At 71.4% G+C, this 21,534-nt stretch carries 16 protein-coding genes; 7 read left to right on the top strand and 9 right to left on the bottom strand.

Annotation, left to right across the window (positions count from 1 at the left end):
- The first annotated feature begins 88 nt into the window (after positions 1-88).
- Entirely contained in the window at positions 89-1,603 is a 1,515-nt protein-coding gene (locus D7V88_RS22475; protein ID WP_120542703.1) for an HD family phosphohydrolase, read from the top strand.
- Positions 1,604-1,612: 9 nt separating this feature from the next.
- Here the strand turns inward: D7V88_RS22475 and pyk are convergent, their stop codons facing one another.
- The 4 genes from pyk to D7V88_RS22455 form a co-directional block, all read right to left on the bottom strand.
- A complete protein-coding gene (pyk, locus tag D7V88_RS22470) occupies positions 1,613-3,043 on the bottom strand; it encodes a pyruvate kinase (RefSeq protein ID WP_120531966.1) in 1,431 nt (476 codons plus the stop codon).
- A 99-nt stretch (positions 3,044-3,142) separates the two neighbouring features.
- Positions 3,143-3,964 carry a hypothetical protein gene (locus D7V88_RS22465; RefSeq protein ID WP_120542702.1) on the bottom strand — a complete coding sequence of 274 codons (822 nt, stop codon included), beginning with the start codon at positions 3,962-3,964 and terminating at the stop codon, positions 3,143-3,145.
- A gap of 196 nt (positions 3,965-4,160) precedes the next feature.
- Positions 4,161-5,621, bottom strand: a complete 1,461-nt coding sequence (locus tag D7V88_RS22460; protein WP_120542701.1) for an NFACT RNA binding domain-containing protein — start codon at positions 5,619-5,621, stop codon at positions 4,161-4,163.
- Positions 5,622-5,737: 116 nt separating this feature from the next.
- Positions 5,738-5,962, bottom strand: coding sequence for a hypothetical protein (locus D7V88_RS22455; protein WP_120542700.1), 225 nt, complete (start codon positions 5,960-5,962; stop codon positions 5,738-5,740).
- A gap of 346 nt (positions 5,963-6,308) precedes the next feature.
- Between D7V88_RS22455 and D7V88_RS22450 the strand changes: the two genes are divergently transcribed.
- A complete protein-coding gene (locus D7V88_RS22450; protein WP_120542699.1) occupies positions 6,309-7,646 on the top strand; it encodes a glycoside hydrolase family 1 protein in 1,338 nt (445 codons plus the stop codon).
- On the opposite strand, the gene dusB is transcribed toward D7V88_RS22450, so the two are convergent.
- Positions 7,625-8,638, bottom strand: coding sequence for a tRNA dihydrouridine synthase DusB (gene dusB / locus D7V88_RS22445; RefSeq protein ID WP_120542698.1), 1,014 nt, complete (start codon positions 8,636-8,638; stop codon positions 7,625-7,627). The two genes, D7V88_RS22450 and dusB, sit on opposite strands and share 22 nt — an antisense overlap.
- A 110-nt stretch (positions 8,639-8,748) precedes the next feature.
- Between dusB and D7V88_RS22440 the strand changes: the two genes are divergently transcribed.
- The 3 genes from D7V88_RS22440 to D7V88_RS22425 all read left to right on the top strand — a co-directional run bounded on the left by D7V88_RS22440 (position 8,749) and on the right by D7V88_RS22425 (position 11,781).
- Positions 8,749-10,176 carry a site-2 protease family protein gene (locus D7V88_RS22440; protein WP_120542697.1) on the top strand — a complete coding sequence of 476 codons (1,428 nt, stop codon included), beginning with the start codon at positions 8,749-8,751 and terminating at the stop codon, positions 10,174-10,176.
- Positions 10,177-10,273: 97 nt separating this feature from the next.
- On the top strand, positions 10,274-10,846 hold the full coding sequence (locus D7V88_RS22435; protein WP_244238314.1) for an RNA polymerase sigma factor: 573 nt from the start codon (positions 10,274-10,276) through the stop codon (positions 10,844-10,846).
- A gap of 320 nt (positions 10,847-11,166) precedes the next feature.
- Positions 11,167-11,781, top strand: coding sequence for a DUF1109 domain-containing protein (locus tag D7V88_RS22425; protein WP_208726414.1), 615 nt, complete (start codon positions 11,167-11,169; stop codon positions 11,779-11,781).
- Between the two features lie 30 nt (positions 11,782-11,811).
- Here the strand turns inward: D7V88_RS22425 and D7V88_RS22420 are convergent, their stop codons facing one another.
- Positions 11,812-12,252 (bottom strand): peroxiredoxin, encoded by a 441-nt coding sequence (locus tag D7V88_RS22420; RefSeq protein ID WP_120542695.1) that lies wholly within the window; start codon positions 12,250-12,252, stop codon positions 11,812-11,814.
- Between the two features lie 174 nt (positions 12,253-12,426).
- On the opposite strand from D7V88_RS22420, the gene D7V88_RS22415 reads away from it, so the two are divergent.
- Positions 12,427-14,532, top strand: a complete 2,106-nt coding sequence (locus tag D7V88_RS22415) for a chloride channel protein (protein ID WP_208726412.1) — start codon at positions 12,427-12,429, stop codon at positions 14,530-14,532.
- Positions 14,533-14,602: 70 nt separating this feature from the next.
- Complete coding sequence (locus D7V88_RS22410; RefSeq protein WP_120542694.1) at positions 14,603-18,160, top strand: hypothetical protein; 3,558 nt, start codon at positions 14,603-14,605, stop codon at positions 18,158-18,160.
- A 49-nt stretch (positions 18,161-18,209) separates the two neighbouring features.
- On the opposite strand, the gene D7V88_RS22405 is transcribed toward D7V88_RS22410, so the two are convergent.
- The 3 genes from D7V88_RS22405 to D7V88_RS22395 all read right to left on the bottom strand — a co-directional run bounded on the left by D7V88_RS22405 (position 18,210) and on the right by D7V88_RS22395 (position 21,412).
- Positions 18,210-19,301 carry a CgeB family protein gene (locus D7V88_RS22405; protein ID WP_120542693.1) on the bottom strand — a complete coding sequence of 364 codons (1,092 nt, stop codon included), beginning with the start codon at positions 19,299-19,301 and terminating at the stop codon, positions 18,210-18,212.
- Positions 19,302-19,527: 226 nt separating this feature from the next.
- A complete protein-coding gene (locus D7V88_RS22400) occupies positions 19,528-20,088 on the bottom strand; it encodes a peroxiredoxin (RefSeq protein ID WP_120542692.1) in 561 nt (186 codons plus the stop codon).
- A 46-nt stretch (positions 20,089-20,134) separates the two neighbouring features.
- Positions 20,135-21,412 (bottom strand): amidohydrolase family protein, encoded by a 1,278-nt coding sequence (locus D7V88_RS22395; protein WP_120542704.1) that lies wholly within the window; start codon positions 21,410-21,412, stop codon positions 20,135-20,137.
- Between the last annotated feature and the right edge of the window lie 122 nt (positions 21,413-21,534).

Raw genomic sequence — 21,534 nt, 5'->3', positions numbered from 1 at the left:
GTGGGGGGGCCGGGCGGCCACCACACCGTGCGTGCTACAACCTGGGGCGCAACGCGGCGGTCCGCCGCATCCCACGGAGCCCGCCTCGGTGCTTCCCCAGTCCGTGCCCGCCTCCCCCAACCTGTCTCGCCGGCTCGCCAAGCTGACCTCCATCCTGGATGTCGCCAAGGCGATGAGCGCCGAACGGGACCTCGACCTGCTCCTGCCCCTCATCCTCTATGAGGCCAGCAAGGTCGTGGAGTCGGACCGCTGCTCGCTCTTCATCCTGGACCGCGAGCGCGAGGAGCTGTGGAGCAAGGTCGCCCAGGGCTCCAAGAATGAAATCCGCCTGCCCATGGGCAGCGGCATCGCCGGCCAGGTCGCGCAGACGGGCGCCGTCATCAACATCCCGGACGCCTACGCCGACGCGCGCTTCAACAGCAGCTTCGACATCTCCAGCGGCTACCGCACGCACACCATCCTCTGCGTCCCCATGCGCGACGCGAACGGGGACGTCACCGGCGTCATCCAGGCCCTCAACAAGCGCGGCGGGATTGTCTTCGACGCCGAGGACGAGGAATTGCTCCTCGCCCTGGGCGCCCAGGCCGCCGGCGCCATTGAAAACGCCCTCCTCCACGAGGAGATCAACCGCCTCTTCGAGGGCTTCGTCTCCGCGTCCGTCGTCGCCATCGAAGCGCGCGACCCCACCACCGCGGGTCACTCCGGCCGCGTCGCCGACCTCACCGTGTCCCTGGCCCAGGCGCTGGAGCACCACACCACCGGCCCCTATGCCCAGGTGCGCTTCTCCCCCGTGGAGCTGCAGGAGCTGAGATACGCCTCGCTCCTGCACGACTTCGGCAAGGTGGGCGTGCGCGAGAACGTGCTCGTCAAGGCGGAGAAGCTCTACCCGCATGAGCTGGACAGCCTGCGCGCCCGCTTCCAGCTCGCTCGCAAGGACTTGCAGCTCCAGAGCTCCCGCCGCCGGCTCGCCTCCGTGGAAGCGCGCGGCCTGAACGCCCTGCCCGCCATCCATCAGGAAGAGGACGCGCGGCTCGCCACCGAGCTGGCCCAATTGGATGAGGTGATGGGGTTCCTGCTCACCTGCAACAAGCCCACGGTGCTCGCTCAGGGCAACTTCGAGCGCCTGCTGGAGTTGGGCAAGCTCACGTTCACCGACGCGCATGACCATGGGCAACCGCTGCTGTTGCCCACGGAGATCCAATCCCTCTCCATCACCCGCGGCACCCTCTCACCGGAGGAGCGCCGCGAAATCGAGAGCCACGTCGACCACACGTACCGCTTCCTGTCGCAGATTCCGTGGACGCGCGCCCTGCGCCGCGTGCCAGAGATCGCCTATGCGCACCATGAGAAGCTGGACGGCACGGGCTATCCACGCGCCATCCCGGACACGACCATCCCCGTGCAGTCCCGGATGATGTCCATCTGCGACATCTACGACGCGCTCACCGCGAGCGACCGGCCCTACAAGAAGGCCGTGCCGCACACGCTCGCGCTCGACATCCTCAAGAAGGAGGCGGGCTCCGGTCAGTTGGACGCGGAGCTCTTCACCATCTTCGTCGGTGCGGAGATTCCCCGCCGGGCGCTCAAGAAGCGCCCGGCGTAGAAGCCAGACTCAGGCGCTGATGGTGTGCAGCCGGAGGCTGTTGATCTTCCCCGGCTGTCCCACCGGCGCTCCGAATACCACCACGATGCGGTCACCCCGGCGCGCGAGGCCTCGGGACACCAGCTCCTCCTCCACGCGGCGGAGCATGGTCTCCGTCTCCTGGATGGGCTCCAGCACGCGCGGCACCACGCCCCAGAGCAGCGACAGGCGGCGGCGCACTTCCTGGTTCGGGCTGAAGGCGACAATCGGCACCGTGGGCCGGTAGTGCGCCAGGAGCCGCGCCGTCACGCCCGACAGGGTGAAGGCCGCGATGAGCGTGGCACCGCTCGACTTCGCCGCCTCGCACGCCACGCGCGCGATGACGTCCGGGAAGTGCAGGGGCAGGCCCAGCGGCGCTTCGATGCTGCGCGGCAGGTACTGCGCGCGCACGGAGGACTCGGCCGCCAGGATGATGCGCTCCATCATCTGGACGGAGTCCACGGGGAACTTGCCGCTCGCCGTCTCGCCCGAGAGCATCAGCGCGTCCGCGCCGTCATACACGGCGTTGGCCACGTCGCTGGCCTCCGCGCGCGTGGGACGCGGGTTGTCGATCATCGAGTTGAGCATCTGCGTGGCCACGATGACGGGCAGGCCGCGCAGGTTGGAGCGCCGGATGATGTCCTTCTGGACGGCCGGCACTTCTTCCGGGGGAATCTCCACGCCCAGGTCGCCTCGGGCCACCATCACGCCGTCCGTCTTGTCGAGGATGGCGTCCAGGCGCGCGATGGCCTCCGGCTTCTCCAGCTTGGAGATGATGGGCACCGTGCGGCCCACCTCCGCCATCGCCTGCCGGGCCGCGTCCAGGTCCGACGGCTGGCGCACGAAGGACAGCGCGATGTAGTCCACGCCCGCCTTGAGGCCGAAGATGAGGTCCTCGCGGTCCTTCGGGGTGAGCGCGTCCGCGCGCACCGCCACGCCGGGCAGGTTGATGCCCTTGTTGTTCTTCAGCGTGCCGCCGTGGATGACTTCCGTCTTGATGAGCTGCTTCTTGTCCGTCTCCACGACGCGCAGCTCCAGGAGGCCGTCGTCCAGGAGGATGCGGTCGCCCGGGTTCACGTCCGCCGCCAGGTGCGGGTACGTGGTGGACACGATTTCATCCGTGCCCTTCACCGTTTCGTCGGTGGTGATGTGGAAGGTGGCGCCGTGCTTCAGCTCCGTGCTGCCCGTGACGAAGCGGCCGGTGCGAATCTTCGGACCCTGCAGGTCGCCGAGGATGCCCACCGCCTTGCGGACCTTCAGCGAGGCCGCGCGCAGCATGTCGATGTTCGCCTGATGCTGCTCGTGGCTGCCGTGGGAGAAGTTGAGCCGGGCCACGTCCATGCCGGACTCCAGCAGCGCCTCCAACATCTCCGGGGTCTGACTGGCGGGACCGAGGGTGCAGACAATCTTTGCTCGTCGCATAGGTGCGCGAACATCCGGCCCCACCGCGTTTCGGTCAAGCACGCACAAGACGTGCTCGGTCAGGTAAACCAGTAAATGTCCAGGCCGCTCGGCGGGAGTTCAACCGCGCAGCAGCGTGCCCAGATTTTCGCGCTCCCAACGCAGCGCGGCGCCGTAGTGCGGGTACGTCCGCTCACGCTCGCGGAAGGCACGCGGATGATGCACGCGCCTGCCCATCCGGCCGCTGCTGGGGAAGAGCTGGTGGAGCATCTCGTGGAAGACGATGAACTCCACGAAGAAGGCGGGCACCTCCGGCCTGTCGAGCGCGGGGTGGATGCGAATCTCCCGCGTCTGGTGGTCATAGACGCCCAGGCGGATGGACTTGCGCCGGCGACGCGGAGGCATGCGGCCCCAGCCGATGCGCGCCTGGATGCCGTTCTGGAAGTAGATCTCGTTGACGCCGTTGTAGAGCGCCCGCAGGTCGAAGCAGCGACCGAGCGGATTGAGCTCCGCGTCCGATTCCCGGCGCAGCTGGCGGATGAGCGGCTGCTGGCCCCGGATGTACTCGTCCAGGAGCTGGCCCGCGTTGCGGTGTCCCCGGCCCGCGTAGTCCGCCACCGCGCGCACCACCGACTCCGGCGCCTCCAGGAACATGTGGTGCAGCCGCAACTGGAGCACCTGCGAGCCCCGGCGGAAGGACACCATGGTGGAGCGGTTGTCCGTCACCGCGAGCCGCACCGGCATCCCCAGGTTCGCGCTCAGGCGCCACGCGAGCGACTCCGCGCGCGACCACAGCTCCTCGCGCGTCGTCGTCGAGGTCAGGACGCGCGGCGCTTCTTCCGCAATGCGGTTGCGCGGCGGCAGGGGCGCGGGACCTTCGGACGCACGTGAGGCGGGAACGGCGGCGCGTTCCGCGGTCGAGCCACGCGGGAACAGGGACATCTGGCGGAAGGCTTCGGGCGTCACGCGGGAGGCATCGTACCCGGCACTTCCCCGGACTCAAGGCCGGGGGTTGGACGCCCGTCTGCCCGTCGACCACGCCCACACGCAGCGCATGACACCTCGGGTCGAAGCCACCCCTGGCGCGCCCCGCGTGCTTCCGCGGGCTTCGTATGCTCGGAAACGCGGGGCTCGTCCTTCAGGGCACCGGGGGCTGCTCACCGTGGCGGGACTTGAGCAGCCGCTCCAGCCGCTCCGGCTCCATGCGCACCACGAAGGTCTTCTCCCTCGCGTACGTCACCTGCCCGGGTGAAGCGCCCTTCTGCTTGCGCACGAACTTCACCGGCATGTAGCTGACCTCGCCGCGCGGTTCGCCCTTCGCCCCCGAGTGGTGCAGCGCCAGGTGCGCCGCGTCCAGCAGCACCTCCTGCGCCACCTCCCCATTCTTCTCCAGCGGCACCACCACGTGGCTGCCCGGCAGGCCCCGGGCGTGGAGCCAGATGTGCCAGGGCCTCGCCACCTTGAAGGTGAGCGCGTCGTTGTCCTCCGCGCCCCGCCCCACCCAGATGCGCGCGCCGTCGTGGCCCACGTACTCCTTGAAGGGCAGCCCCTCCTTCGGGCCCTCCTCCCCCTGGGTCACCTGGAGGACCTCCACCTGCGCGAGCAGCGCGGCGCCGTCCATCGCCTCAATCTGCTGGAGCGCCACCTGCGCGTGCGCCACCTCCCGCGACAGCTCCGCCTCGCGGTGGCGCGCCGTCTCCACGCCGCGCAGCAGGCGCCGGTACTGGTGGAAGTGCCAGTCCGTCTCCTCCTTGGGGGTGCGCTTCGGGTCCAGCTTCACCTGGACCTCCTCCACGCCGGACTCCGTATAGGAGGTGAGCGTCACCTCGGAAGCGCCCCGCTTGAGCCGGTGCAGGTTCTGCGCGAGCAGCTCGCCCACCTCGCGGTGCTTCTCCGCCTCCGGGCCTCGGCCCGCCTCCGCGCGCACCTTCTCCAGCGTCCGGGAGGAGCGCTTCAGCCGGGCGCGGTACGGCTGCGCGAGCCGGCGGCGGATGGTGTCCGCGCGGCTGGTGCGGTCCTTCTGCCCGAGCACCCGTTCAGCGGCCTGCAACTTCGGAAGGAGGTCCCCTTCCTGCGGCTCCAGGCGCGAGGGCTGCGCGCGGCCCTTCGTCAGCGCTTCGTCCGACACGGGCTCCGGCGGCGTCCAGGCGGCGCCCGCATAGAGGTTGCGCCGGGAGCCGAAGCCTTCTCCGGAGAGCATCAGCACCCGGTTGTTGTCGCTCAGCAGCAGCAGCCCCCCGGGGGAGCCCAGCTCCAGCACCAGCCGGCGGCGCACGCCCTCGCGATCAAACTCCAGCACCACCGTGCGGTTTGGCTCCAGGTAGCGCGCGCCCTGGAGCTTGAAGCCGGTGAGCTCCTGGCGCAGCCAGCGCTGGAAGGGGGCGGGTTCGCCCGGCGTGGGGAAGCGGTCCTCCGCGACGGACAGGCGCGACAGCTCCCCTTCCGAGCACAGGCACAGGACCACCGAGCGGCCCGGAACGCGCAGCTCCACGTAGGCCAGGCGGGGCAGTGGGCACCACGCCTTCTGGGCCACCGCGCCCACCAGCCGGGACGCCATCTCCGCCACGACCTCTTCGAACTCCACCGGACGCAGCGACATGGCCCCTCCCCAAGGGGCGGAGGGGGGAACCCCAGCCCGCAAAAAGAAAAACGGCCCGGCGGGTTTCGCCGAGCCGCTCATTGGACGTCAACAGACGTCCGTCATGACACGAAACTTCAGGACTGCGGAGCCTCGGGCGCGGGAGGCGCCGTCTTGGCGCTCTTGCGCTTCGCGGGAGCCCGCTTGGCCGCCTTCTTCGCGGTGGTCTTCTTCGCGGTGGCCTTCTTGGCCGCCTTGCGAGGAGCAGCGGCCGTCTTGCGGGCCGTCTTCTTCGTCGCGGTCTTCTTCGCCGTCGCCTTCTTCGCGGGCGCCTTCTTCGCGGTCTTCTTCTTCGCGGCCATCGGAATCCTCCGTTCAGGTTGAGGCCCGCGGTGACGCGAGCCCTGCACCCACTTTGGACTGAACGTGAGTGCTTGAAATGAATGGTACGGGCGACATGCCAGTGTGTCAACGCATGGTGATGTATTGCAGTGCGCGGCGAGGCCGATTTCTAGGCGTCGGGCGCTTCCAACCGTTCGTGGCGGTCACTTCGGGGTGTGGAGCGCGTCGCTTGCGGAGGCCAATTTCCGGCTCCGGACGCATTCCGAGGGTCCGGGCCGCGAGCCTGAGTGTCCGCTGCCGCGCATCCGCGCGCGGTCCTCGCGTCGCTTCCCGTCGTTGAAGCGTCGGCCTACGGTGCGCGCCCGCATGCGCACCGCCCCACTGACCTTCCCCGCGTCCTTCACCTTCGGCGTCGCCACGTCCGCGTACCAGGTGGAGGGCGGCATCGAGAACGACTGGTCCCAGTGGGAACGGGAGGGGAAGTTGAAGGAGCCCCACGTCCGCTGCGGCCGGGCGGTGGACCACTGGAACCGGTACGAGGAGGACTACGCCCTGGCGAAGGCCGTGGGGGCCACGGCCTTCCGCCTGTCGCTGGAGTGGGCGCGCATCGAGCCCGAGCGCGGCCGGTTCGACGGTCAGGCGCTGGAGGCGTACCGCGAGCGGCTCCTGCGCCTGCGTGCGCATGGGCTGCGGCCGGTGGTGACGCTCCATCACTTCACCCACCCCACGTGGTTCCACGCGGCCACGCCCTGGCACCTTCCGGAGAGCCTGGAGGCCTTCCGCCAGTACGTGCGCCGTTGCGCGCCCTTGTTGGAGGGGTTGGACGCGCTCGTCATCTCCTTCAACGAACCGATGGTGCTTTTGTTGGGCGGCTACCTCCAGGGCCTGATGCCGCCGGGCATCACCGACGGGGCGAAGACGATGGCGGCGCTGGAGAACCTGGTGCGCGCGCACGCCATCGCACGCGAGGAGCTGGGTCAGCGCCTGGGCCGGGTGGAGCTGGGCATCTCCCAGAACATGCTGTCGTTCGCGCCGGACCGCTGGTGGCATCCGCTGGACCGCTCGCTGGTGAGGCTGGCGGCCCCGGCCTACAACCACGCGTTCCACGAGGCGCTGTCCTCGGGCCACCTGCGCGTCTTCATGCCCGGCGTCGCGTCCACGGACGTGCGCATCCCGGAGGCGCGCGACTCGGTGGAGTTCGTAGGCGTCAACTACTACACGCGCGCCCACCTGCGCTTCATGCCGCGCCCGCCCTTCATGGACTTCAAGTACCGGGACCCGGACAAGCGCGGGCTCACCGACATCGGCTGGGAGCAGCGCCCGGAGGGCTTCGGTCAGCTCCTCCAGGAGGTGAAGCGCTACGGCAAGCCGGTGTGGGTGACGGAGAACGGCATCGACGACAGGAAGGGCACCGTCCGGCCGGAATATCTCCACGCGCACCTGAAGCAGGTGCTGGAGGCGCGCGCCTCCGGGGTGGACATCCAGGGCTACCTCTATTGGAGCCTGCTGGACAACTTCGAGTGGCTGGAGGGCTGGGGCCCGCGCTTCGGCCTGTACCACGTCGACTTCGACACGCTGGAGCGCCGCCCCACCCCGGCCTGCGACTACTTCCGCGCCGTGGCCACCGGGCGCGTGCTGGTGCCGCCTTCCGAAGCCGGCATCGGCGGGGGCTTTGGGGACGCTCAGCCCAGCGCGGCCCGGTAGTCCACCTCCGGCTCCTCCAGAGGAGCCGAGGGGTCGGTGTCCGCGCCCGCGAAGAAGCGCCGGACGCTGTCCTCCACCGCCTGGGGCGAGTCGAGCTGGTTCACCTCCGAGCGGAAGTGCGCCGCGCCCTTGAGGCCGTGCGCGTACCACGCCAGGTGCCGGCGGAAGGAGCGCACCGCGCCCACGGGGTCCCCGAAGAACTCCGCGTGGGCCTGGGCGTGCTCCAGCACCAGTTCGCAGCGCTCCTCGGGGGTCGCCGGAGGTCCGCCGGTCAGCTCCCGGAAGAGCCACGGGTTGCCCAGGGCCCCACGGCCAATCATCACGAAGTCGCAGCCGGTGGCGTCCAGCATCCGGTGGGCGTCCGCCACCGTCTTCACGTCCCCGTTGCCCATGATGGGCAGCTCCGGGAAGTGGCGCTTCAGGGACGCGATGTGGGACCAGTCCGCCTGGCCCGAGTAGCCCTGGGCCCGGGTGCGCGCGTGGATGGCGAGCCCGGCGCAGCCCGCTTCCTGGAGGGACTCCGCCATCTGGAGGTAGTTGAGGCTCTGGGCGTCCCAGCCCGAGCGTATTTTGCAGGTGACGGGCAGGCCCGTGGCGTCGCGGATGGCCCGGACGACGGCGGCGGCTCGGGGCACGTCGCACAAGAGACCGCTGCCGGCGCCGTTGCGCACCACCTTCTTCACCGGGCAGCCCATGTTGATGTCGATGATCTGCGCGCCCGCGTCCCTGCCCACCTGGGCCGCCAGCGCCATGGCCTCCGGTTCGCCTCCGAAAATCTGGAGCGAATAGGGCTTCTCCACCTGGGCGTCGTAGCGCAGGTACTTGAGCGTGCGCTGGTTCTGGCGCATCAGGCCCTGGGCGCTGACGAGCTCCGTGGGGCACAGGGCGGCGCCCAGCCGGAACGCGATGACGCGGAAGGGGCGCTCGCTCACGCCCGCCATGGGCGCGAGGATGTAGGGGTTGGGGAGCGTGTAGGGACCCAGCTTCAGCATGGCGGCGACACCCTATAGACCTTTGGACCCTGACGGGGCGGGAACAGAAGCACGCCCGAGGGGCAGAACGGCCCTGCGCGGGTGGGGGTCAACGATTAAGGTCCCTCCCCATGTTCCGTTTCAGGCTCGGGAGCGTCCCCGTCCACGTCCACATGAGTCACCTGCTGTTCTCCGCGGTGCTCGCCTACAACTCCCTGCCGGTGCCGGGCAGGAGTTCGAGCGCAGGGTGGCTGGGGGACCGGCTGACCGACCCGGACTCGGCGGGCTACGCGGGCGCGGTGGCGGCCTACGTGCTGTCGTGGATGTTCATCGTCTTCGTGTCCGTGCTCGTTCATGAGCTGGGGCACGCGGTGGCCTTCCGCTTCTTCGGCTACCAGCCGAGCGTGGACCTGGTCTTCATGGGCGGCGTCACCCGGCCCAACACGGATTCTCCCCTGCCCTGGCACAAGGACGTGGTCAGCAGCTTCGCGGGCCCGCTGGCCGGGCTGACGCTGGGCGTCCTGTGCTGGTTGGTGCTGATGCAGGTGCGGGGCCGCTCGGAGATGGCGGACTTCTTCCTGAACAACTTCTTCTTCGCCAACATGGTGTGGGCGGTGCTGAACCTGCTGCCCGTGCCCCCGTTGGATGGCGGCCACATCAGCACGGCGCTCGCCACGCGGATGTTCGGCCGGAGGGGCTTCATCGTGTCCCACGTGCTGGCCCTGGGCCTGTGCGTGGGCGTGGTGCTGCTCAGCATCAAGAGCGGGGCCCTGTTCATGGGCGTCCTCTTCGCCATGTTCGGCTTCCAGGCGTTCCGCGTGCTGGCGGACGTGATGCGGGCGCGCAGCGAGGACAAGGAGGCCGAAGGCCCCAGGGCCCAGGGGCTGCGCGAGGCCCAGCAGGCCCTGCGCGAGGACCGGCTGGACGACGCGTGGCGGCTGGGCCAGAAGCTGCTGGAGGGGGAGGGGCTGTCCGCGAGCCTCACCAGCCGGACGCACTACCTGTTGGGCTGGGTGGCACTGAAGCAGGGCCAGGGGCGGCCCGCGCTGGACCACTTCTCCCAGGTGCAGGGCCAGCCGGTGGAGATGCACGCGGTGGCGGCGGCCTTCTCGCTGGTGGGCGACGACGCCCGGGCGGTGGGCTACTGGAAGCAGGCGTGGGGCGAGTCGCAGGACCGCACCGTGATGCACGAGTACGCGGGCGCGCTCATCCGCCTGGGTCAGGTGCAGGAGGCGCTGCGGCTGCCCGGCGTGGACCCGGCGGCCGCGTTCCGGTGCGCGGAGCGGGCGCTCTTCATCCGGGGCGCCTATTCGGAGGCCGCGGCGGTGGGCGAGGCCGCGCTGCAGCACGCGAAGGACCCGGGCATCGCCTACGACGCGGCGTGCGCCTTCGCCCGGGCGGGCAATGCGACGGACGCGGTGCGCCTGCTCCAGCGCGCCCAGACCCTGGGATTCAAGGACGCGGACTATGCCGCCTCCGACGAGGACCTGGCGCCCCTGCACGGGCAGCCCGCGTTCGAGGCGTGGCTGTCCCAACTGCGACCCTCTGCCGCGACCTGAGCGGGGGCCCCTGCTCCGGGGCTAAAGTCCGCGCCCTCCCGTGAAGCCGCCCTCCCCATCCTTGAAACCTCCTGACGCGCCCGTGCGTACCGGTGCCATGCCGGCATTACCGGAGGCCGCCGGGGGCTCGGACGAGGTGCTGATGGAGCGGTTCTGCCAGGGGGATGCGCCCGCGTTCGACGCGCTCTTCCAGCGCTACGCACGCCCCATCCAGGGCTACCTGTCGCGCCTGACGGGCAGCCCCGCCACCGCCGAGGACCTGACCCAGCTCACGTTCCTGTCCCTGGTGCGCGCCCGTGGCCGCTTCCAGGAGGGGGCTCGCGTGCGTCCGTGGCTGTACGCCATCGCCACCAACGCCGCGCGGGACCATGCGCGCCGCCACCGCCGGCCGGAGGACCTCACGCCGGAAGGTGAGCTGCCCCTCACCGCCGTGGCCGACACCCCGGAGCCCCGGGACGCGGGCCTGGAGCGCGCCGTGCACCGCGCCCTGGAGCAGCTTCCGGAGGGCCAGCGCGTGCCCATCCTCATGCACCGCTTCGAGGGCCTGGGCTTCGCGGAGATCGCCGAGGCCCTGGGCCTCACCGAGAGCGCGGTGAAGGTCCGCGCCCACCGGGGGTACGCGCGGCTGCGCGAGCTGCTCGCCCCCCTTCATCAGGAGACGGCGGAATGACGCCCGAGTGCGAACGCGTCATGGACTGCCTGGACGGCCCGCTGCCTCCGGACCTGGCCGCCCACGCGGCCGGCTGCGAGGACTGCCGCGCGCTGCTGGAGGGCTTCCACGCGCTGGCGCCGCCGGTGGGGGGACGCGCGCCCTCGCCCATGGGTTCACACCTCCGTGAAGCGGCGCCACGCCAAGAGGCTCTGCTCCTCCATGAGGCAGCGCCTCGCCATGACGCCCCTCTTCTTCATGAAGCGGCGCCGAGCCACGAGGGTCCACCTCTCCAAGAAGGGGCGCCCCGCAGTGACGCCCCTCCTATCAATGAAGCGAAGTTGGAGGAGACGCGGCGCAAGTCGCTGACGGAGCTCGCCGCCGCGCCCCTGCCCACCCCGTGGTGGCGGGACGTGCTGGTGCTGCTGGTCACCTATCTGGTCGTGGGCGCGGTGGGCCTCGCCGTGGTGGGCCGGCACGGGATGCTGCTCAACTCCGCACCTTCTTATGTGGTGGCGGGCGTGGCGCTGCTCATCGTCGCGGGCGTGGGGGGCGGGGCCCTGCTGGGACTCGCGCCCGGCCGGAGGCGCTGGCCGCTGGGCGTGGTGGCGCTGGGCGCGGGGGGCGTGGCGCTGGCGCAGCTCGCGGGGCGCTCCGGCGTCGAAGCGCGGCCCTTCCTCACGGGCACCCTGGGGTGCCTGGGCACGGAGGTGGTGCTGTCGGTGGTGCCGCTGGCCCTGGCGCTGGTGCTGCTGTGTCGCTCCGCCTACCAGCCCGTCCGAGCCCTGGCGGCGGGCCTGTCCTCGGCGGGCGTGGGCATGCTGGTGCTGCACGTGCACTGCCCCGACGGCGCCGCGGACCACCTGATGCTGGGCCACCTGCTGCCTTGGATGGCGCTGGCGGGCGTGGCGGTGTTCATCCGCTCACGCCTGCCGTCCCGCACCTTCGCGCCCTGAGTCTCCCAAGGCGCGAGGGCGGGCCTGCCCCTACTGGAGCCGCGACAGCGCTTCCTGGGGGAAGGCTCTCGCGTCCACCTTCGCGTGCCACTCCTTCACCTTGCCGTCCGGCCCGATGACGACGCCCACCCGGCGCGCGTTGGCGGCCGAGGCGTCATCCGCGGCCCCGTAGGCCAGCCCCACCTTGCGGTCCACGTCGCACAGCAGGGGGAAGTTGAAGTCGAACTTCTTCGCGAAGGCCTGGTTTTCCTCCGGCGTGTCGAAGCTGATGCCCAGGATGACCGTGCCCTTCTGTTCGTACTGGGCCTTGTGGTCGCGAAAGGAGCAGCCCTCCGCGGTGCAGCCCGGCGTGTCCGCCTTCGGGTAGAACCAGAGCACCACGTTCTTGCCCCGGTAGTCCGACAGGCTGTGCGTCTTCCCCGTGTGGTCCTTCACGGTGAACTCCGGCGCCACGTCTCCCTGCTTGAGCATGTGCGATGCCTCCTTGAGGTGGGGGAACGGCGCCGTCCTAGCACGCCGTGGGACAGGCAGCCGGGCACCGCTCGGACGATGTGTGGAGTGGAGTGCAGCCGGACAGCCCCCTTCGGGCGCCGTCATCAAGAAGCTTGAAACCCACCCTGCTCCTCCCTTTAGTAGGGGCTCCAAATGAACGACAGTGACGAACCTCCGCCTGCCCAAGGGCAGCGCGTGTCCGCGCTTCGCGCGTGGGCGAAGCTGAACCTTTCCCGCCTCATCTACTTCCTGCTGGGTGCGTCCAACCGCATCCGCCTTCCGACGCCGTCCGTGCTGCCCATCGCGGGCGCGGTGGTCGGGCTCTACAGCGGCCTGGCCGCCGGCATCTTCTCCAACCTCATTGGCGTGATGAGCGGCATCACGTTCAGCGCCGCGGAGCTGGCGGCGGCGCTCAAGCCGCAGCGGCTGCGCACGTTGATGGAGTCGCTGTCCTCCGCGCGCTGGCACCTGGAATACGCGCTGGTGGGCGTGCCCCTGGCGCTGGGCGCGCTGCTGCTCGCGCGCATCATCGAACCGGGCGGGCCGCGCGACGAGGTGAAGCGGCGCCTGCGGCTGCTCGCGCTGCTGACGCTGGGTGGACTGTCGCTCTACTACCCGCTGGTGGGGCTGGCGGCCATCAACGCGGTGTTCGGCCACGCGCACAACCTGCCCGCGGCGCTGCCGCACCTGCCCTGGTGGCTCGTGCTGCTGGCGCCCACGCTGGGCGGGCTCGCGGTGGGACGGCTGCTGCGCGACCGGCCGGAGACGCACGGCCACGGCCTGCCGGAGGTGGTGCGCGCGGTGAAGAGCGGCGCCAACGTGGTGCCGGCGGACCGGGGACTGCTCAAGCTCATCGCGTCCGCCATCACCATTGGCAGCGGCGGGTCCGCGGGACGTGAAGGCCCCATCGTCTATGGCGGCGCGGCGTTCGCGTCCAGCGTGGGGCGCGTGCTGGGCTTCAGCCGCCGGGAGCTGTCCATCCTGCTGGCGTGTGGCGCGGGCGCGGGCATCTCCGCGTCCTTCAACGCCCCCATCGCGGGCGCGGTGTTCGCGATGGAGATCATCCTGCGCGAGTTCGAGCTGCGCGTCTTCTCCCCCATCATCCTGGCGAGCGTGGCGGGCACGCTGGTGAGCCGGGGCGTGCTGGACGAAGCGCCCATGCTCAACCGGGTCAACTACGAGCTGGTCAGCGGCGCGGAGGTGTTCGCCTACGCGGCGCTGGGCATCGGGTGTGGCCTGCTGGCGTTCGCGTTCGTGAAGATGCTGCACGGCGTGGAGCACTTCTTCCAGGGACGCGGGGGCGGCCGGCTCTCCCCGTGGCTGGGCAAGAAGCCCCTGCCGGTGCGCGCGGCGCTGGGCGGCCTGTGCACGGGCGTGCTCGTGTTCCTGAGCCCCACGGTGTGGGGTAGCGGTCACGACTTCATCAACCTGGCGGCGGCGGGCCAGCTCCCCTTCATCTTCCTGGTGACGGCGTGCGTGCTGAAGCTGCTGGCCACGTCCATCACGATTGGTTCGGGCGGCTCCGGCGGCACGTTCTTCCCGGCGGCCGTCATCGGCGCCATGGCGGGCGGCGCGTTCGGCACGCTGGTGCACTACTTCTTCCCCCTGGCCACCGGGCCCAGCGGCGCGTACGCCATCGTGGGCATGGGCGGCGCGGTGGCGGCGCTCACGCGGGGGCCGCTCACCGGCATGATGATGCTGTACGAGTTGAGCGGCAGCCACGACATCATCCTGCCGCTGATGGTGACGTGCACCATCGCGTCCGCGCTGTGCCACTACCTCATCGAGCGCACCTCCACCAAGGTGGTGAGCGACGAGGACCTGCTGACGGGCACCCAGGTGCGGACCCTGATGACGCAGGTGGCGGCGGTGCCGGCGGGCACGCCGCTGCGCGCGCTGACGGACCAACTGCTCACGTCGGAGGTGGGCACGCTGCCGGTGCTGGACACGCTGGGCAACCTCTACGGCACCGTGCAGGTGGAGCAACTGCGCGACGTGTGGCGGGACGAATCCATGTACCCGCTGCTCGTCGCCAGCGACCTGGCGCGCAAGCTGCCCGCGCTGGCCCCGGACACGGACCTGGCGCATGCGCTCCAGATGATGGACCAGGAGGACGTGGACGCGCTGCCGGTGGCGCCCGTGCTGGGGCTGGCCCCCTGCGGGCTCCTCACCCGCTCGTCGGTGCGCCGCTTCCTCTTCGCGCAGCACACGCGCTCCAACGGCGAGCATGCCGTCGCCCCGACCGAGGTGACGCACTGAGGCGGACGGCCTCCATGGACGAGGCGCGGGGTCTGTCAGGAAACCGGGGGAGCGGGCATCCTTGGGCGCCATGTCCGACCCCGCCCTGTCCACCCTGCGTGCCGAGCTGACGTCCACCTTCCATGACGCCCGGGTGCGTCAGATGGTGGACCTGGGACGGAGGGCCCACACGGAGCCGCGGGCCCAGGCGTTGCTGGACGCCCTGGCCCGGGGGGACGCGTCCGAAAGGCGCCTGGCCCTGGCGGCCCAGTTCACCCGGCGCGATGGCGTGGCGGTGCTCAAGGCCACGGCGGACGACTCGTTCCGGGTGCGCACGCTGGCGTTCGAACTGGTGCCGCTCGCCTGTGATGATGCCCAGGCCCTGGAGGCGCTGCGCATGGCGCACGGCATGCGCCGGGAGCAGTCCCTGCTGCGGCAGTTGGTGATTCGCAAGCGGCATGCGGTCATCGACGCGTACCTGGACGGGCTGGCGGAGAAGGGCGACAGCGCCACGTTCGCGGACGCGGTGCCCCTGGCCTCGGAGCAGGGCCTGCGCCGGCACCTGGCGCGCGCGCTGGAGCGGCCCAGCCACCGGTTCTGGGCGCGGCTCGCGCGGTTCGCCCCGGAGGTGCTGGGCGAGGTGCTCATCGAACGGATGCGCGCGGTGACGGGCGAGGCGGACCCGGTGACGCGGCAGCACGTGGACTGGGGGATCGTGCGACTGTCCGAACAGGTCCCCGACGCGGCGGAAACGCTGCTGGAGTTGATGCTCTCGCGCGGCATTCCTCCGTACGTGGACGCGCTGCGGTGGCTGGTGCGGCTGCGTCCCGCGCGCACGCTGGCCCTGCTGCGCCAGTACCCCAACGTCGCCCTTCCCCACCTGCTGTTCGCCAAGGCCGTGGGCTCCCTGGACGCGGAGGCCCTGACGTGGATCATCCAGCGCGACCCGAACCTGCTGGGCACCGCGAAGGACGTGCTGAAGAAGGTGGCGCAGCCCCTGCACCGGACCGTGACGGAGGCCTGGTGCGCGGCGGTGGATGGCTCGCCCCACTGGGGCACGGAGCTGATCGCCCTCATCCAGGACGCGGGCGTGCGCGAGCACGTCTTCCAGCGCTGGAGCGCGGCGATGCGCAACCGCGACGGCGTGATTCCCGTGGGCTACCTGGAGCGCCTGCCCGTGGACCTGCGCGAGCGCGAGGCGCGGCGGCACCTGCACGAAGTGGTCGCGCTGGGCACCCGGGCCGAGTCTCGCGTCGTCTACGCGCGGCTGCTGCCCTGGGACGAGGCGCTGGGCGTGCTCCGGGGCGCGATGGGGCATCCCGACGCGGGCATGCGCGGCCTGGCGCTGGGCGCGGTGCTGGCCCTGCCCGGCCTGCGTCCGGACGAGCCCGCGTGGGTGGCGCCCGCACTGGCGCTGGTGCTGGCCCGGAAGAACGAACAGGACCCGGTGCGCGGGGCCATGTTGCAGGCCCTGAACGGGTGGCCCCGGCGGATGTGGCGCGCCGAGCACACGGAAGCCCTGGGCCGCATCCTGCGCGATGCCCTGGACGCGGCGGACCTGTCGCCGACGACGGCCATGGCGGCGGAGGTGCTGCTCGTGCGGGCCTTCGGCGCGGACCCCGCGTGGGGTGCGCCGTGGCTGGGCACGTTCCTCAAGGAGCGGGGCAGCCTGCGGGACGCGGGGTTGGGCCACCGGCTGACTGACGACGAGGTGCGCCGGGCCGCGCCCTTCCTGCTGTCCCTGGCGAAGGTCTGGGCGGAGCGTGAGCGCGGCGGGCCCCTGCTCCAGCTCGCGCAGAGCCTGGGCAAGCGCGCGGCGCTGGTGCCCGGCCTGTCGGAGTGGCTGGTCTCCGTGCGGGACGTGACGCCGGATGGGCGGCTGGCGGTGGCGCTGACCCAGTGGCTATCGAAGGAGGACCGGCCCCGCTTCGAGGCGACGCTCGCGGGCGCGCTGCGGCGCTGGAGGGACCGGGGCTGGGACGACGAGGTGGTCACGCTGGCGCTCCACGAGAAGCGCGGCGTGACCCTGCACCCGGAGCTGGTGGCGGAGTTGGAGCGGGTGGCGCTGCGGCTGGGCAAGCCGTCCGCGAACGCGCTGTGGCTGCTGCGCTACCGCGCGTGCAAGGACTTCGACCGGATGCTGCCCACGCTGCTCAAGCGGGATGAGAGCGTCATCGCCATCCCCGTGGTGCGCGAGTACCTGCACCGGCGGCGGCAGGACCTGCTGGGGCCGTACCTGGGCGCGCCGGCCATCACCGGCCAGTTCGCCACGGGCGCGACGCATTGGATCCTCCCCTTCGACTCGGGCTTCTTCCGGTGGACGGCGGAGCAGAACCGGATGTATTCGCGCGCGCTCTCCAAGCTGTGCGAGGACCCGGAGCGGGACACGCCCACGCTGCTGGCGGCGGTGACGCGGCTGGCCGCGCTGGACTGGGCGCCCATGGACTCGCTCCAGGCGATGGCGGACGACAAGCGGCCCGCGGTGCAGGAGCGGGCCCTGCGGGTGCTGGCCCGGTGCGACCAGGGCCAGGGCGTGCCCACGCTGATTGAGTGCCTGGGGGATTCGCGCGCGCGCATCGCCATCTACGGCCTGCGCCGGGCGTTCAACGGCATGCCTCCCGCGCGGGTGCTGGCGCTGCTCGCGGACGTGCCGCTCGCGAAGGTCACCGTCGCCAAGGAGGTGGTGCGCCTCTTGGGCGAGCTGCGCTCGGACGCGGCCTACGGACGGCTGTTGGAGCTGGACGCACTGCCCCTGCACCGCGACGTGCGCATCGCGCTGTTGCGCGGGCTGTGGGACCACCTGGACCGCGAGCCCACGTGGGCGGTGTTCGAGCGGGCCGTCACGGGCGACGACGCCATCATGGCCTCGCGCGTGGGGGACATCCCCGCGGACCGGCTCACGGAGGCCCTGGACGCGCGGCTGTCCGGGCTGCTCGCGAAGGTGCTGGCGCGGCCGGAGCCCGACGCGCGCATCGACCTGCTGCGGCGCGCGGCGTTCCTCCAGGTGAAGGACCGGGAGCGGGTGTTCCTGGCCGCGTGCGGCGCGCGGCTGGTGTCGCCCTTCGATGACGAGGTCCGCGCGGCGATGGGGGCGCTGGTCCGCCGCGCCGACGAACAGGACCTGCCGCTGATGGCGCGGATGCTGGAGGCGGTGGTGGCCGACCGGCAGGCGCTGAGCGTGGCGCTGGATTCACTGCTCCAGCCCCGGGAGCGGATGCGCCCCGTGCCCCTGCGCACGACGCGACTGCTGGCCGAGGTCGTCCTCACGAAGGACCCGCGCCTGGCGGTGCATCGCGTGCGCTGCGCGGCCATCGCCCTGGAGCCCCTGGTGTTCGCCAGCCACCTGGATGCCCTGGGCCAGGCGGGCTGGCTGCACGCGGATGCACTGATGGCGGCCCAGGTGGCCGTGGCCCAACTGCCGCTGGAGTCGATGGAGGCGGTGGGCGAGCGTCTGGGGAAGAGCCCCAGTCCGGAGGTGCGGCGGCTGGCCGTGCAGTGCGTGGTGCGCGACACGCAAGAGGGACGGGGCTGGACGCCGGAGCGGCTGGAAGCGCTCACCGCCCTTCAGCGGGATGCTTCGCCGCTCGTGGCCGGCGCCGCGCAGTTCGTGTTCCCTCCCAGGGAGCTGCTGAAGACGCCGCGCGCGTAGGGCGTCGCGCCCCCTGCCGGGAGGTGACTCCTCCCGGCACCCCGCACTTTCAGTTCAGCGAACGCTCAAGCGGATTCGGGCCCCGGACCGGCGCACCCGCCGAGGCGCCCCGCACGGCCTCGTGCGCGTACCGCTCCAGCGTCAGGGCACGATGGGCCACGGTGTGCTCGGCCAGCACCCGTTCGCGGGCACGTGCTCCCAGTTGGAGCCGGTCCGCTTCCGGCATCTCGCGCAGGTACAGCAGCACGTCCTTCGCCGTGCGCGCCACGACCACTTCCTCGCCCAGCGAGAAGAGGTCCTCCAATCCTGGCCAGGGGTCGCAGATGAGGGCCGCACCACACGCGGCGGCTTCGAACAGGTGCGGGCCCGGCGAGTGCTCCGCGGGGGAGAGCGCCAGCGTGAAGCGCTGCGCCGCATGGAAGTCCGGGTGCTCACGCGACGCAGGGGTCGCCTGCCGCGTCACATTGGAGGCCCACGCCGCATCCACCACGGACATGCCTCCAGCGAGGACGAACCGCCCCTCGGGCCAGTCGCGCGCGGCCCCGAACAACAACGGCCCCAGCAACACCCGGCGCTCCGGCGACAACGGCCCCAGGTGCCCCAGGTCCCAACGCATTCCCTGCCGCGGGCGCGGCGCGAAGTGCTCCGGGTGCACGCCGGGCGGGAACGCGCGGGCCCGGGCCACGCCCCAGTCGCGCTCCAGACGTCCGGGCACGGGGCCTCCGCAGGAGCACAGGCAGAGGTGGTAGGCCGCGAGCTGTCCGGGCGTCATCCGGGACGCATCTTCAGGGTGGCGCTGCCGCAGCGTCCGGGGCGTGTCGCGGTCCCAGCAGACGGTGAGCCCGCGCGCGGTGTCCGTCGCCCAGCGGCCCACCTCCGCGACCCGGGGCACGTCCGCGTCCACCAGCACCAGGTCCGCCCGGCGCACCCGGGAGCGGAAGCGCGCGTGCAGGTCCGCCACGTTCAGGTACGGCGCGAGAGAAGGCACTCCCTCCAGCCACGCTCCACCGGACAGCGCCTGTTCCAACAGGAGGACCGCGTGCCCCCGGTGCCTCAACGCCTGCGCGAGCAGCCTCGATGCCGTGCCCTGCGCGCCCTCAGCGGACGCCTCGCACGGCGGACCCAGGAAGACGATGTCCATCCCAACGGGCCTCCTTCACGCCCCCGACCCCCACGGACGGTGGACGCCCGCGCGGCGACGCCAGGGCTATCGCTTCCGGCGGCCCACGAACAAGGCGGCGGCCCTGGGTCCTCGTGAACTCCTCAACGGCCGGGCACCGCTCCGGCCCACGCGGACAGGCCGGACGTCCGCGAGTGGACCGTGGCCCCTCCCTCCGAGGCGAGGGGCCTGCATCACGACACCGTGACTACTTCGTCGGCGGTTCGGCCTTGATGGGAGGCGTGTTCCCAGCGGGCGCCGCCGAGGGCTTGGCTGCGCCGCCCTTGCGCAGCGGGCACGCGACGATGGCGCCCGTGGGGTCGATGGCGTCCTTGCCCTCGTCCACCTTGAGCACCTTGCGGTCCTCGCCCACGACGAACGTGTAGCGCTTGGACACCGTCACCACCGGCATCTTCACGTCGTACGCGTTGACGACCTTGCCGTCCGGATCCGGGATGAACGCGAAGGGCGCCTTCAGCTCCGTCTTGAAGCGCGTCAGCGTCTCCGCGTCGTCCGTGGAGAAGGCCAGCACCTGGCCCTGCACCTTCTCGATGTCCTTGTAGCGGTCGCGGTACGCGGTCAGCTCCTTCGTGCAGCCGCCGGTGAACGCCTTGGGGAAGAAGGCCACGATGACGGGCCCCGTCTTCACCATCTCCGACAGCGTGTACGACGTGCCCCCGGTGTCCTTCACCGTGAAGTCCGGGGCGGTGTCGCCCACCTGGGGAATCGCTGCGCTGACCAGTCCGACCACGAGCAGGGGAATGAGCATGGCCGGGACTTAACGGGCCCCGGCCACCGGAACAAGTCCGCCCCCGCTACGTCGTCAGCCGGGCCCAGACGGCCGCCGCGGCCTCGCGCGACTGCTCGGCCACCACGGAGGGGTTCACCGACAGGGGCCGGCGTGCCCAGACGCGCCACACGCCGTCCACCATCACCGCCTCCACGTGCCGGCTGCCCAGCCCGTGGACCACGTGCCACGCCAGCGTCTCCGCCGTCAGCGGCGTGGGCGACAGGTAGTCCATCACCAGCAGGTCCGCGAGCGCGCCCTCGCGCATGGGGCCAATGGCCGCCTCGAACACCTGCGACGCCAGCCGGTGCCCGTTGGCCAGATAGCGCAGCACGTCGATGGGCTGCCCCGCCTCGCGCGAGCGAAGGAACGCCGCCTGCGCCTCCGCGAACAGGTCTGGCGACGTGCCATCCGTGCCCAGCGAAGCGCGGGCCCCGAACTTCAGCGCTGGCGCGTAGCCGACTTCGAGCCCCTGGTTGGAGCGCGGCGTGTGCACCAGCCACGTCCCCGTGGCCAGCACCTGCGCCAGGTCCGCCCACTCCAGGTGGCCCGCGTGCGCCGCCATCGCTCGGGGCGACAGGAGGTTTCCGTTGAGCAGGCGCGTCACCGGCGGGTTGCCATGGCGCTCGGTGGACAGCCGTTCGTCCAGCGGATCCTCCGCGAGCGGGAAGTGCAGCCCGGTGTTGGTGGTGTTGAGCGCCTCGCCCAGGCCCTGGAGCGCGTCGTCGCCCAGGGTGAAGACGGGCCCCGCGCCCACCTGTCCCCGGAAGCGGCCCCGGGCCTTGCGCGCGAAGCTGACCGTCTCCTCCAGCCCCTCCTCGCGCCCCACCGCGCCCATGCGGTCCGTCACCGCGTAGGACAGCACGCCGCGCACGCCCACCTCATGGAGCCCGCGCGCCACGCGCAAGAGCGAGCCCGTCACCGCCTTGGGCGAGGCGTGCAGGTCGAACAGGGTCGTGGTGCCGCACTGGATGGCTTCGAGTCCGCCCGCCGTGGCACCCACCTGCACCGCGTCCAGGTCGAGCGCGTTCTCGAAGGGCCAGCGCACCTGCTCCAGCAGCGCCTGGTAGGTCTCCGGCGTCGGCCGCACCAGTCCGCGCGACAGCACGCTCACAAGCCGCTGGTGCGCGTTGACGAGCCCCGGGAAGACGAGCTTGCCGGACAGCGCCACCACCTCGTCGTCGGGGCCGGGCGTCAGGTCCTCGCCGCGCGCCACGATGCGCTCGCCTTCGATGCGCAGGTCCACCCGCTCGACGGAGGCGGGTTCCAGTTCGACGACGTAACCACCCTTGAGGACGGTGCCCAACATCCCTCCCTGCATACGCGACGGTGCGCGAGGTTCGTGACGACGGCCCCCTTCCCCTTAGGAGGTCCCACTTCGAGCGCGGCAGGTTAGCACTGCACCCCCGTACCCGGTGACCGGGGGCG

The sequence above is a fragment of the Corallococcus terminator genome, assembly GCF_003611635.1.
Lineage (GTDB): Bacteria > Myxococcota > Myxococcia > Myxococcales > Myxococcaceae > Corallococcus > Corallococcus terminator.
This window is presented reverse-complemented; position numbering and strand designations above follow the sequence as displayed.